This is a genomic window from Flavobacterium sp., from assembly GCF_017744675.1.
Classification (GTDB): Bacteria; Bacteroidota; Bacteroidia; order Flavobacteriales; family Flavobacteriaceae; genus Flavobacterium.
The window spans coordinates 444,395-456,912 of sequence record NZ_JAGIAV010000001.1; the positions used below are offsets into that span (position 1 = coordinate 444,395).

At 34.2% G+C, this 12,518-nt stretch carries 14 protein-coding genes; 10 read left to right on the forward strand and 4 right to left on the reverse strand.

The window, feature by feature from the left end; genetic code table 11:
• Nucleotides 1-90: 90 nt before the first annotated feature.
• From J7574_RS01935 to J7574_RS01950, 4 genes are all read right to left on the reverse strand, one after another.
• Nucleotides 91-639, reverse strand: coding sequence for a CopD family protein (locus J7574_RS01935; protein ID WP_290963394.1), 549 nt, complete (start codon nucleotides 637-639; stop codon nucleotides 91-93).
• The gene (locus J7574_RS01940; RefSeq protein ID WP_290963397.1) at nucleotides 639-1,211 is read right to left on the reverse strand and encodes a hypothetical protein; all 573 of its coding nucleotides are present in this window, start codon (nucleotides 1,209-1,211) and stop codon (nucleotides 639-641) included. The genes J7574_RS01935 and J7574_RS01940 overlap by 1 nt, the downstream gene beginning before the upstream one ends.
• Nucleotides 1,212-1,218: 7 nt before the next feature.
• The gene (hemH, locus tag J7574_RS01945; protein WP_290963400.1) at nucleotides 1,219-2,232 is read right to left on the reverse strand and encodes a ferrochelatase; all 1,014 of its coding nucleotides are present in this window, start codon (nucleotides 2,230-2,232) and stop codon (nucleotides 1,219-1,221) included.
• Between the two features lie 238 nt (nucleotides 2,233-2,470).
• Entirely contained in the window at nucleotides 2,471-3,346 is an 876-nt protein-coding gene (locus tag J7574_RS01950) for an AraC family transcriptional regulator (protein ID WP_290963403.1), read from the reverse strand.
• Between the two features lie 227 nt (nucleotides 3,347-3,573).
• On the opposite strand from J7574_RS01950, the gene hemA reads away from it, so the two are divergent.
• From hemA to J7574_RS02000, 10 genes are all read left to right on the forward strand, one after another.
• Nucleotides 3,574-4,824: a glutamyl-tRNA reductase gene (hemA, locus tag J7574_RS01955; protein WP_290963406.1), complete on the forward strand. Its 1,251-nt coding sequence runs from the start codon at nucleotides 3,574-3,576 to the stop codon at nucleotides 4,822-4,824.
• A 181-nt stretch (nucleotides 4,825-5,005) separates the two neighbouring features.
• Nucleotides 5,006-5,929, forward strand: a complete 924-nt coding sequence (hemC, locus tag J7574_RS01960) for a hydroxymethylbilane synthase (protein ID WP_290963409.1) — start codon at nucleotides 5,006-5,008, stop codon at nucleotides 5,927-5,929.
• Nucleotides 5,929-6,594: a uroporphyrinogen-III synthase gene (locus J7574_RS01965; protein ID WP_290963412.1), complete on the forward strand. Its 666-nt coding sequence runs from the start codon at nucleotides 5,929-5,931 to the stop codon at nucleotides 6,592-6,594. The genes hemC and J7574_RS01965 overlap by 1 nt, the downstream gene beginning before the upstream one ends.
• Before the next feature lie 91 nt (nucleotides 6,595-6,685).
• The gene (hemE, locus tag J7574_RS01970) at nucleotides 6,686-7,711 is read left to right on the forward strand and encodes a uroporphyrinogen decarboxylase (protein ID WP_290963415.1); all 1,026 of its coding nucleotides are present in this window, start codon (nucleotides 6,686-6,688) and stop codon (nucleotides 7,709-7,711) included.
• 81 nt (nucleotides 7,712-7,792) lie between these two features.
• On the forward strand, nucleotides 7,793-8,170 hold the full coding sequence (locus J7574_RS01975; protein WP_290963418.1) for a hypothetical protein: 378 nt from the start codon (nucleotides 7,793-7,795) through the stop codon (nucleotides 8,168-8,170).
• A 2-nt stretch (nucleotides 8,171-8,172) separates the two neighbouring features.
• Entirely contained in the window at nucleotides 8,173-8,718 is a 546-nt protein-coding gene (locus tag J7574_RS01980) for a GNAT family protein (RefSeq protein WP_290963421.1), read from the forward strand.
• On the forward strand, nucleotides 8,715-9,620 hold the full coding sequence (gene hemF, locus J7574_RS01985; RefSeq protein WP_290963423.1) for an oxygen-dependent coproporphyrinogen oxidase: 906 nt from the start codon (nucleotides 8,715-8,717) through the stop codon (nucleotides 9,618-9,620). Before J7574_RS01980 ends, hemF begins: the two co-directional genes overlap by 4 nt.
• A 402-nt stretch (nucleotides 9,621-10,022) precedes the next feature.
• Entirely contained in the window at nucleotides 10,023-10,481 is a 459-nt protein-coding gene (gene tnpA / locus J7574_RS01990) for an IS200/IS605 family transposase (RefSeq protein WP_290963426.1), read from the forward strand.
• 92 nt (nucleotides 10,482-10,573) lie between these two features.
• Nucleotides 10,574-11,512, forward strand: a complete 939-nt coding sequence (locus tag J7574_RS01995) for a DUF4421 family protein (protein ID WP_290963429.1) — start codon at nucleotides 10,574-10,576, stop codon at nucleotides 11,510-11,512.
• A gap of 91 nt (nucleotides 11,513-11,603) precedes the next feature.
• Nucleotides 11,604-12,491 carry a fructose bisphosphate aldolase gene (locus J7574_RS02000; RefSeq protein ID WP_367272540.1) on the forward strand — a complete coding sequence of 296 codons (888 nt, stop codon included), beginning with the start codon at nucleotides 11,604-11,606 and terminating at the stop codon, nucleotides 12,489-12,491.
• Nucleotides 12,492-12,518: the final 27 nt, after the last annotated feature.

Sequence of the window (12,518 nt, forward strand, 5' to 3'; positions counted from 1 at the left end):
TAGCATGTTTTTTGTTTTATTTGTTTCAGGTTTCAAGTTTCAGGTTATGTTGCGTTGGCAACTTGAAACTTGAAACCTGAAACTAAAAAACTATTTCTTTTCTCTAATTCTTTTGTAAAATCGAAACCCCAGCATAATTAAAACCGAGAATAAAATAATTCCGATTACGCCGAAGATCCAGTTGATGGCACTTTTTAAAACTACTAAAAAAACAACGGCAAACAAAATAATCGTTGCACCTTCGTTCCATAAGCGCATGAAATTGTTCGAATATTTTACCTCATCGTTTTGCAATTGTTTAAATATCTGATGGCATTTTCCGTGATATAAATACAATAGGAAAACGAAGCATAATTTTACATGCATCCAAGGCATTTTTATCCAAACATGACCTGCGTCTGTAAAAAACAGCATCCAAAAAGCAAAAATACTCGCTAAGACCGCCGATGGCCATGTAATAATATACCACAAACGGTAGGCCATAATTTTGTACTGCGCCTGTAAAATTTCTTTTTCAGGAGAAGGTTTTTCACTAGCTTCTATTTGATAAACAAACAAACGCACAATATAAAACAAACCTGCAAACCAAGTAATTACAAATATAAGGTGCAGTGATTTTAAATAGTTGTAGTATTCCATTACTTCTTAAATGTAGATTTTTTAAAAAGGTCGATCATTTCTTTACCATCATCTTCATCTTCATAGACTATAGAATTGACGAAGATTTTACCATTAAAACCTCGAGAAAAAATTACTAATGTTGCTACTTTTTTCTCTCCTTCAGTGATTTCTATTTTAGCTTTTCTAAATGGCAAACCTGAAATATTTTCAGTACTTACTGAGTAATCTCCCATTTTACCTTTTGGATAAATTTTACCAATATCCTTTAAAAGAAGAAAATCTTTTAATTTCATATTGAGATCAAGCGATCGAACATCATTCCCATAAAAATCATCATAATTTACCGAAAAATAATTGGCTTCATCTTTCTTAAAAACAACAATCGAATGTTTCTTTTTTGCTAAAGCAGTATCTCCTTTAATGTCTGCTTTCTCTTTTAAATCTACTTTTTCGTAATCATCTGGAACAGAAATGTGCCAATTGAATGTTTTATCGTAAAAATTATTGTCTGCAAGTGAACCGCTTTTTTTACAACCTGCAAGAATTATCAAAACAAAAAATAAAACGAAAATGCTTTTTAATTTATCCATCTAATTTTTATTTAGCCCAATCATTAATCCAATTTGCCACTGTTTGGCACCATTCGTCGTCGTCATTCAAGCAAGGAATTGCTAAAAATTCTTCTCCTCCTTTTGCTTCGAAATCTTCTTTCGCGCGCATTGCGATTTCCTCCAAAGTTTCTAAACAATCTGAAACGAAGGCTGGTGTTACAACTGCCAATTTCTTGATTCCTTTCGCAGGCATATTGTCAATTTCTACGTCGGTGTACGGTTCTAGCCACTTATCACCTGCTAAACGAGATTGGAAAGTCAGACTGTATTTGTCTTCTGGAAGTCCCAATAATTTTACAACTTGTTTTGTCGTTTCATAACATTGGTGACGATAGCAGAATTCGTGTGCTGGCGACGGTGTGTTACAGCATGAACCATCAATTTTACAATGTGATTTTGTTACATCAGTTTTACGAATATGACGCTCTGGAATTCCATGATATGAAAACAATAAATGATCGTATTCAAATCCAACTAAGTGTTTCTGAATTGAATCTGCTAAATTTTTGATGTAATCTGGCTTGTTGTAAAACGCTGGAACATCGGTAAATTTCATGTGAGGAAATTTCTTCTTGCGAATTTCTTCTGCTTTAACCAAAATCGTCAAAGTAGAAGCCATTGCATATTGCGGATATAATGGAAAAAGAAGAACATCTGTAACTCCTTTATCGCTTAATTCTTGAAGTCCTTTTTCGATTGTCATACTTCCGTAACGCATGGCTAAAGAAACAGGAACATTTACTAAAGGCTGTACTTTATGCTGCATTCTTTCTGAAAGAACGACTAAAGGAGAACCTTCTTCCCACCAAATTTTCGCGTAAGCATGTGCCGATTCTTCTGGTCTTTTTCTTAAAATAATACCACGAACTAACAGTGCTCTTAATAAATATGGAACATCGATCACATATTTATCCATTAAAAATTCATCTAAATATGGTTTTACGTCTTTTGGAGTTGGACTTTCTGGAGAACCTAAGTTTACTAATAATACGCCTTTCATTATTGTTTTTTTTGCTTTAGGCTTTAAGCTCTAGGCTTTAAGCTTTTAATTTGTTTTTTAAAAATTTCGACAAAAGTAGCGCTTGGAACTTTTTCGAAATATGATAATTATTACTTTTTAATTATTGTTGAATATTCAAAATTGATTTTAAATCGTTCGTGAAATTTTCTCTCGCAGATTCAGGAGATTTAGCAGATTTCATTTTAAGCTAATTCGTGAATTTGTGGCGAAAAAAAATTTAAACATTCGCATTAATCGACATCAAATATTTTTTGGGTGTTGTTCCGAATTTCTTTTTGAATGCTGCTATAAAATGGCTCCCGGTGCTGTAACCAATTTTCAACCCTACTTCGTTTACATTATAAGAACCAGAGTCTAATAGTTTTCGAGCGAAATCCATTTTGTAGTCGAAAAGAAAACCGTAAACCGTATCGCCATAAATTTGTTTAAAACCCATTTTTAGCTTTTTCAAATTCAAACCAATTTCATCTGCCAATTCTTGCAATCCTGGCGGTTCGGCCATATTAGCGATTACAATTTCTTTGGCTTTTCTAATTTTCAAAACATTGTCTTCGTCAATCAAAAACGGACATTGTTCTGCATTTGGATCTTCGGTTCTGTTGAAATACAAACTCAACAATTCGTATCCTTTTCCTTTATAATAAAGGTTTTTGATCGAAGGATGAAGATTGTAATGAAACAGCTGACTCAACACAATTGCCATTGACGGACTTATATTTCCTTCGTTATAATACTTCTTGTCTTTATTGTCAGGACTTAGAAAAGTAATATAATTGGCTTCAGCAGAAAACAATGCATGAAATTTCTTGATAGAAACAATTACCGAAATCACCCACGAGTTTGGAGCAAGTTCTAAATGAAGTGGCAATTCTTTCTGCGGATTGTATAAAAGCAGCGATTTTTCTTCTTTCAGCTCTAAAGCATAAGTGCCTTGATTAAACAAGAATTTTGCATTCCCTTTTATCCCAAAGTGAAACTGTATCAGACCAGTACCTATAATTTCATGCTGTGCAAAAAAAGGTTCGGTGCCGTCATTCTGAAAACGGATCAGCGTAAAGTCGTCTTCAATTTTTATAATTTGTTGAGAACCCATAGCGATATTTTTTTGAAACGAAAATCAAAACAAATTTCAAACGTTATTTAGAATCACTCTAAACTAATCACTTCAAAGGAGCTGATTTTGCTACAAAAGTAGTCCTTTTTACTCAAAAACACCCATTTAGGTTCAAAAAAACATACAGCGACATAAAAAGTACTTTTAGCGTTATTTTTATCGATGGTATAGTAATAATTTTGTTGCACTTTTATGAAAGTGAATTTATGGAAAACAATAACGTACCGAAACACCTTTATTTTTACTCAGTTGGTCTGAGTTATAAAAAAGCTGATGCTGAGGTCAGAGGTCAATTTAGTTTGGATGCTGTTGCGAAAACTCGTCTGCTGGAGCAAGCTAAAAGCGAAGGAATAGAAAGTTTACTAGTTACTTCAACCTGCAACAGAACCGAGATTTATGGTTTTGCAGAACACCCATTTCAATTAATCAAATTGATTTGCGATAACAGTAATGGTTCTGTTGACGCTTTTCAAAGAGTTGGTTTCGTTTACAAAAATCAAGAAGCAATTAATCACTTATTTCGCGTAGGAACTGGTTTAGATAGTCAGATCTTAGGCGATTTTGAAATTATATCTCAAATTAAAACCAGTTTCATTCACTCAAAATCTTTAGGTTTAGCGAATGCTTTTATGGAAAGACTGGTAAATGCAGTTATTCAGTCAAGCAAAAGAATTAAAAATGAAACTGAGATCAGCTCTGGAGCAACTTCGGTTTCATTTGCATCGGTACAATATATTCTTAAAAATGTAGAAGACATCAGCAATAAAAACATTTTGCTTTTCGGAACTGGAAAAATCGGAAGAAATACGTGTGAGAATTTAGTAAAACATACTAAAAACGAACATATCACTTTAATAAACCGTACTAAAGATAAAGCAGAGAAACTGGCAGGAAAATTAAATTTGATTGTTAAAGATTACTCTGAATTACACTTAGAACTTCAAAAAGCCGATGTTGTGGTTGTAGCGACAGGCGCACAAAACCCAACAGTTGACAAAGCAATTTTAAATCTGAAAAAACCTTTATTGATTTTGGATTTATCTATTCCGAAAAATGTTCATGAAAATGTGGAGGAATTAGAAGGCGTAACTTTAATTCACATGGATTATTTGTCTCAACTGACAGATGAAACTTTGGAAAACAGAAAACTGCACATTCCTGCAGCTGAGGCAATCATCGAAGAAATCAAAGAAGAATTTGTGACTTGGATGAAAGGAAGAAAATTCGCTCCGACAATTAATGCTTTAAAAGAAAAACTAAACGCCATTAAAGCTTCGGAACTAGATTTTCAAAGTAAAAAAATTGCCGATTTTAATGAAGAGCAAGCTGAAATAATCAGTAACCGAATCATTCAAAAAATCACTACGCATTTTGCAAATCATTTAAAAGACGACGATACCATGGTCGATGAAAGCATCGAATGGATTGAAAAAGTCTTCAAAATAAAAGCATCTTAGTTTAAACCATATAAGTCATATAAGTTCATTTAAAATTGCCGTGTGCAAAACTTAAATTTACTTTTATGACTTATATGGTTTAAAAAAGCAAAAACAAAAGTTGTATTAGATTATTTAAAATGTGTTTTACTCAAACCGCTTAAATTTACTTATATAACTTATATGGTTCAAAACAAAAAAAATGGCTGAAAAAACAATCAGAATAGGAACGCGTGACAGCGAGTTAGCGCTTTGGCAAGCACACACTGTAGAGAAAAAACTAAACGATTTAGGTTACAAAACTTCGATTGTGGCGGTAAAATCTCAAGGTGACATTATTCTGGATAAACCACTTTACGAACTTGGTATTACGGGAATTTTCACCAAGACTTTAGACATTGCCATGATCAATGGCGATATTGATATTGCGGTGCATTCGATGAAAGATGTTCCAACAGCTTTACCAAAAGGTATCGTTCAAGGTGCTGTTTTAGAAAGAGCCAATGTTTTAGATATTTTAGTCCATAAAGGCAATCCTGATTTTTCAAATCCAAGCACCATTGCAACCGGAAGTTTGCGTCGCCAAGCACAATGGTTCAATAAATATCCTAATCATACTGTCGTTGACTTACGTGGAAATGTAAACACTCGTATGCAGAAGTTACAAGATAACAACTGGGACGGAGCTGTTTTTGCCGCTGCTGGTTTGGAGAGAATTAATCTGAAACCCGAAAACTACATTAACTTAGATTGGATGATTCCTGCACCTGCACAAGGCGCAATGCTAGTGGTGGGAATGGAAAATGATAATTATACTTTGGATGCCCTTTCTCAGTTAAATGATATCGAAACTGAAATTTGCACCTATATCGAACGTCAGTTTTTAAGAACGCTGGAAGGCGGATGTACTGCCCCAATTGGAGCTTTGGTTACCTATAATGAGGACGAAGACACATTACATTTTCAAGGAGTTTTGCTTTCTATTGATGGAAAACAAAAACTTGAAATCGACAAAACAGTTGATATTTCTGAATGGAAAAAATTAGGTTTCAACTCAGCTCAGGAGATTTTGAATAATGGCGGAACGGAATTAATGCAAAAAATCAAAGAATCCCTGAAAAAATAATGGCAAATCCAGTTCAGATATTATCTACTAAAATATTATCTCCTCTTCATAAGCAAGAGTTAATGAAATATGGCGTTGAATTAATCGAAGCTGATTTCATTAAAACCGAAAATAAACCTTTCGAATTAAAAGACCTCAACGAAAGTCTGATTTTTACAAGTCAGAACGCCGTTCATAGTGTTTTATCAAATCCAAAATCAGAAGAACTGAAAAAGAAAAACGTGTATTGCGTTGGACTTAAAACCAAAACGCTTTTAAGCGATAATGGCTTTAATGTTGTGGCTTACACAGGTTACGCTTCAGATTTAGCTGAAATCATCACGTTGATTTATGGAAATGAAAGTTATACTTTTTTCAGCGGAAATTTAAGACGAGACACTTTACCCGAAGCTTTAAAAGAAAACGGAATTAAATTCAATGAAATTCAGGTTTACGAAACTACTTTACAGCCTCAGAAAATAAAAGCAAATCCAGAAGCGATCTTGTTCTTTAGTCCATCTGGCGTTAAGAGTTATTTGAAACACAACACGATAAATAAACAAATCTGTTTCTGCATTGGTGATACAACCGCAGAAGCTTTGTCAAAAATCACTAAAAACATCATCGTCGCAGATCAGCCCACAATTGAAGATGTGATTGAAGATGTAATTCACGAATATAGATAAGCAATATGCTTTAGGCTTTAAGCCGTAAGCAAAAAACTATAGTTAAAAACAAGCTTAAAGCCTAAAGCTTAAAGCCTAAAGCAAAAAAACAATGTTAAAAAACGACCTATTTTTAAAAGCATTAAAAGGAGAAACAGTTCAGCGTCCGCCAGTATGGATGATGCGTCAAGCGGGAAGATATTTACCAGAATTTAGAGAACTTCGCGATAAATATGACTTTTTTACACGTTGCGAAACTCCAGAATTAGCCGCTGAAATCACCGTTCAGCCAATTCGCAGAATTGCTCCAGATGCTGCTATTTTATTTTCAGATATTTTGGTAGTGCCACGCGCAATGGGAATTCACGTAGAACTGAAAGACAATTTAGGTCCAATTATTCCAGATCCAATTCGTACAATGGAACAAGTGAATCAAGTTTTTGTTCCAGATGTAAATGAAACTTTAGGTTACGTTTTTGACGCTGTGAAATTGACTAAGGAAATGTTGAATGATGAAGTGCCTTTAATTGGTTTCGCAGGTTCACCTTGGACAATTTTCTGCTATGCTGTTGAAGGAAAAGGCTCTAAAAGCTTTGATACAGCAAAAGGATTCTGTTTTTCAAATCCAGTTGCGGCGCATATCTTATTGCAAAAAATCACAGATACGACTATTTTATACTTAAAAGAAAAAGTAAAGTCGGGAGTAAATGCCGTTCAGATTTTTGATTCTTGGGGAGGAATGCTTTCTCCGGTTGATTATCAAGAATTTTCATGGAAATACATCAATCAGATTGTAGATGCTTTAGCAGATATTACTCCTGTTATTGTTTTCGGAAAAGGATGTTGGTTTGCTCTTGGCGAAATGGGTAAAAGTAAAGCATCAGCTCTTGGAGTTGACTGGACTTGCACAGCAAGAAACGCACGTTATTTGTCTGGCGGAAATATTACTTTACAAGGAAACTTTGATCCTTCAAGATTGCTTTCTCCAATTCCGACTATCAAGAAAATGGTTCACGAAATGATCGATGAGTTCGGAAAAGACAAATATATCGTAAATTTAGGTCACGGAATTTTACCGAATATCCCTGTAGACCACGCAAAAGCGTTTATCGACGCAGTGAAGGAATACGGGCAATAATAGTTGATAGTTGATAGTTTATGGTTGATAGTTGTTAGATTATAACTATCAACCATAAACCAACAACCAACAACCAAAAAAATGCTCAACAAAGGTTTAAGAGATGAAGAAAAAATAAGAATTGATAACGTTCTCAAAACGTTACGAACTCTTGTTTATGTACCTTATCCTTTGAATGCTTTACAAAAATCAGATCTTGAAAACCAACTGAAAGAATTTGGATTGAACTTTGAAAGTTTGATCGATTATTCTAATGAAGATTTGACAACATTATTGATGCGTCTTCATTTTGATTGGGAACAATTGGAACAGTTTGCTGATATCCTGATTGAACTTTCAAAAGAAGAAAATTATAATTTTAAAGATAAGGCTTTGGCTCTTTATCAATATATCCAATCTGAAAGCAAAGTGTTTTCTTTTGGAATAAATTCGAAAATTTCATCTCTTAAAAACAAATAAAAATGACTTTTACAGATTGGAAAACAAACCGAATTGATACTATTCTTCCTGAAGAATTCTACAGGTTAATTGACAAGAATCGAAATCACATTGCCAAAACTTTTCCTGTCACTCTTTCCAATTCTGATACTCTAGAAAAAGCACAAAATTTTTTATCGCTAAGTTCCGATAAAGAGAGAAATAAAGAAGGTTTTCATTTTTATGCCCGAGACATCCAAACGAATAATTTAATTGGTTATTTGTGTATAAAAACTATCGATTATCGCGTTTCGAAATGTGAATTTGGTTATTTTATTGATGAAGATTATCAGGGAAAAGGAATCACTTCTAAAATGGTTTCTAATGCACTTGACTTTTGTTTCAACGAATTAATGCTGAACAAAGTTTTCATTTGCACTTCAGAAATCAATATCGCAAGCCAGAAAGTTGCATTGAAACACAATTTCAAACAAGAAGGAATTTTAAGAGACGAATTTAGAAACGGAGACGGTACTTTGCAGAACTCGGTTTACTTCGGACTTCTTAAATCAGAATACATAAAATCATGAAAGACAAATTTTACGCCTACATACAAAATTTACAAGACCAGATTTGCGCTGGATTAGAAGCCGTTGACGGAACTGCAAAATTTCGTGAAGACTTATGGAAACGTCCAGAAGGCGGCGGTGGAAGAACACGCGTTATTGAAAACGGAAATGTTTTCGAAAAAGGTGGCGTAAACATTTCAGCTGTTCATGGAAAACTTCCAGAAACGATGCAAAAAATGTTCAATGTTGGCGAAGCCGATTTCTTTGCCTGCGGATTAAGCTTGGTAATTCATCCTAAAAGTCCGATGGTTCCTACGGTGCATGCCAATTGGCGCTATTTTGAAATGTATGACGAAAAAGGAAATGTAATCGAACAATGGTTTGGTGGCGGACAAGATTTAACGCCTTACTATTTGTTTGAAGAAGATGCCATTCATTTTCATCAGACTTGTAAAACAGCTTGCGATAAACACAATCCAGAGTTTTATCCAAAATATAAAAAACAATGCGATTCGTATTTTTGGAATGCACATCGTCATGAAGCTCGTGGTTTAGGCGGTTTATTCTTTGATTATTGCAAAGCAAATGAGCAAATGTCTATGGAAAACTGGTACGATTTTGTAACCGAAGTTGGAAATAGTTTCCTAGAAGCTTATGTGCCAATTGTAGAAAAAAGAAAAACTCTGTTATACACGCCAGAACAAAGAAACTGGCAAGAAATCCGTCGCGGTCGTTATGTTGAATTCAATTTGGTTCACGATAAAGGAACTTTATTCGGATTGAAAACAAACGGAAGAATTGAAAGTATTTTGATGAGTTTGCCTCCTCATGTGCAATGGGTCTACGATCATCATCCAGAAGCGGGAAGCGAAGAAGAAAAATTGATCAACGTTTTGGCAAATCCACGTGAGTGGGTTTCTTAATTAATATGTCGCCCCGCTGGGGCTTCTTTTTTGGGGTTGGCGATTCAATTTCTATATATATTATGCTCCGCTGGAGCATTTTTCATACAAAATAGTCCCAGAGAGACGACATATTTATAGAATTCAAATACCAACATTACGTATAAAGCTCCAGTGGAGCGAAATATCTATAGAACCATTTTGAATCTCTCCAACAAAAGCCCCAGCGGGGCGGCATATTTATAGAATTCAAATACCAACATTACGTATAAAGCTCCAGCGGAGCGAAATATCTATAGAAACAATTACCTCTTACATCAAGAGCCCCAGCGGGGTGACATATCTACCCATAAAAAAAGAAAACTTATCTTACAAATTTAAAATTATTAATTAGTTTTGTCGTTTAGTAATTTCGATTAAAAAATGGCAAACACTTATTCTCAATTGTATATACAAATTGTTTTCGCCGTAAAGGGAAGGCAAAACTTGATTTCCAAAAATTGGAAAGACGAAATGTATAAATACATCACTGGAATTATCACGAATCAAAAACAAAAACTGATCGCAATAAATGGAATGCCAGATCATATTCATATATTAGTTGGAATAAAGCCAGACATTTCATTATCAGATTTAGTACGGGACATCAAATCTAGTTCATCAAAATTTATAAATGAACAAAAATGGATTAATGGGAAATTCGAATGGCAAACTGGTTTTGGTGCATTTTCATATGGCCATTCACAATTGACAAATGTTATTGAATATATAGAAAATCAAGAAGAACATCATAAAATAAGAACATTCAAAGAAGAATATATTGCGTTTTTAAAGTTATTCAATATTGATTATAAATATGAATATCTTTTTGAAGAAGTTTGATTTTATGTCGCTCCTCTGGAGCTTTATTCATTCGGGCAATTTAATTGCTAGAAATATTCTGCTCCGCTGGAGCATTTTAAAAATTATTGCTCATGAATTTAAAACTAATTTACGCCACATTCTTTATAAACATTTTTGGGTCTTTTGCCCAAAATGACACTTTGCAGAATCCGTATTTTAAATCTTATCGAGATAAAATTACTGCCAGCGTTTATTATCTAGATACTTCCAATAGTTTTGTAATAGCATCAGATATTCAAGACCCGAAAATATATCTCAATCTTATTCCCAATCGAAGAGAGCAGATTGGTTTCAACCTGAATTATAAAATTATTGATGTAACCATTGGTTTTGCCCCTAAATTTCTGAGCCGAAACAAAGGAGATTCCGACTCCAAACACTTTAATTTTAACACCCGTTTTTACTATAAAAAATGGATGCAATCTTTTACCTTCATTAATCAAAAAGGATTTTATATCAGTGATGATAACATAACGGCGCAATTGCCCAGCATGCGCACTACCAAAATCGGCGGATCGACTTCTTATGTCTTCAATAATAAATTTTCTTTTAAAACATTGGTAAGCCAAAACGAGTGGCAGACTAAAAGTTCGGGAAGTTTCATTCCGTCATTCTCTTTTTATTACACCAATCTAGATTTAAATACCCCCGATTCGTCCCCTAGCGATATGTATGTATTTACTCTGGCTCCAGCGTACTTTTACAATTTTGTAATCAGTAATCGAGTTTTAATTGGCGCTGGACTTGCTTTAGGCGCTGGAATCAATGATATTGATGGTGAAACCTCAGCATTATACCAAGCCGATTTCAATTTAAAACTGGCCTATAATAGAGATCGTTTTTTTGGTTTTGCAAGTCTTAATACCGTAAGTTTTGCTCAAGATGAAAAAGTTGACCCAAGATTAAATGACAATATCGCTACTGTAAAACTGTCTGTTGGTTATCGATTTGATCCTCCAAAAAAAGTAAAAGAAGTCTACGACAATGTCAATAAAAAAATAGGCTTGTAAGAAATCTTAACTTGAAATAGGCACGAAGCCCAATTAAAATGCTTAAATTACAGAGATTTATAAAAAACTAAAATTCATTGTTATGAAAAATATAAACAGCGAACAGTTAAATCTTATGCATTCTGGAAAAGGCTTTATTGCGGCCTTAGACCAAAGCGGCGGTAGTACACCAAAGGCATTATCGCAATATGGCGTTCAGGAAAATCAATATTCAAACGAAGAAGAAATGTACGCTCTTGTACATGAAATGAGAACTAGAATTATTAAAAGTCCTGCCTTTGACAGTCAATATATTTTGGGTGCCATTTTATTTGAAAACACAATGGATCGTAAAATCGATGGACAGTGGACGGCAGATTATTTATGGGAACAAAAACATATCATTCCTTTCCTAAAAGTAGATAAAGGTCTTGCAGAACTTGCAGATGGCGTTCAGTTGATGAAACCGATTTCTAATCTTAACGAATTGCTTGATCGCGCTGTCGAACGTAAGATTTTTGGAACCAAAATGCGTTCTGTTATCAAGGAAGCAAATCTGAAAGGGATTCAAGAAGTAGTAAAACAGCAGTTTGAAGTTGGATTGCAGATATTTGAAAAAGGCCTTATCCCGATAATCGAACCTGAAGTTGATATTTATAGTGCAGACAAAGAAAAATCGGAACAGATTTTGAAAGAGGAAATTCAAAAACAACTGAATTCTTTGGATAAAGACGTGAAAGTTATGCTGAAACTTTCTATTCCAACGGTAAATAATTTTTACAGTGATTTAATGTCAGATCCTCATGTGGTGAGAGTTGTAGCGCTTTCTGGCGGTTATTCTCGAGAAGATGCCAATCAGAAACTTGCCGAAAATCACGGATTGATTGCGAGTTTTTCTAGAGCTTTATCAGAAGGACTTAGCGCTGGGCAATCTGATGAGGAATTCAATACAGAACTCGGCAATTCGATTAAAGAGATTTACGAAGCTTCCGTTCAATAAAATCATAAAAAAATCCCTGAAGTCTTT

Bases quoted from the DNA above. Each gene is read 5' to 3' on its own strand.
- J7574_RS01965 (WP_290963412.1), top strand. From the start codon at position 5,929: ATGGCAAATCCAGTTCAGATATTATCTACTAAAATATTATCTCCTCTT.
- J7574_RS01980 (WP_290963421.1), top strand. From the start codon at position 8,173: ATGACTTTTACAGATTGGAAAACAAACCGAATTGATACTATTCTTCCT.
- J7574_RS01975 (WP_290963418.1), top strand. From the start codon at position 7,793: ATGCTCAACAAAGGTTTAAGAGATGAAGAAAAAATAAGAATTGATAAC.
- hemE (WP_290963415.1), top strand. From the start codon at position 6,686: ATGTTAAAAAACGACCTATTTTTAAAAGCATTAAAAGGAGAAACAGTT.
- J7574_RS01950 (WP_290963403.1), bottom strand. From the start codon at position 3,346: ATGGGTTCTCAACAAATTATAAAAATTGAAGACGACTTTACGCTGATC.
- tnpA (WP_290963426.1), top strand. From the start codon at position 10,023: ATGGCAAACACTTATTCTCAATTGTATATACAAATTGTTTTCGCCGTA.
- hemC (WP_290963409.1), top strand. From the start codon at position 5,006: ATGGCTGAAAAAACAATCAGAATAGGAACGCGTGACAGCGAGTTAGCG.
- hemF (WP_290963423.1), top strand. From the start codon at position 8,715: ATGAAAGACAAATTTTACGCCTACATACAAAATTTACAAGACCAGATT.
- J7574_RS01995 (WP_290963429.1), top strand. From the start codon at position 10,574: ATGAATTTAAAACTAATTTACGCCACATTCTTTATAAACATTTTTGGG.
- hemH (WP_290963400.1), bottom strand. From the start codon at position 2,232: ATGAAAGGCGTATTATTAGTAAACTTAGGTTCTCCAGAAAGTCCAACT.
- J7574_RS01940 (WP_290963397.1), bottom strand. From the start codon at position 1,211: ATGGATAAATTAAAAAGCATTTTCGTTTTATTTTTTGTTTTGATAATT.
- J7574_RS01935 (WP_290963394.1), bottom strand. From the start codon at position 639: ATGGAATACTACAACTATTTAAAATCACTGCACCTTATATTTGTAATT.
- hemA (WP_290963406.1), top strand. From the start codon at position 3,574: ATGGAAAACAATAACGTACCGAAACACCTTTATTTTTACTCAGTTGGT.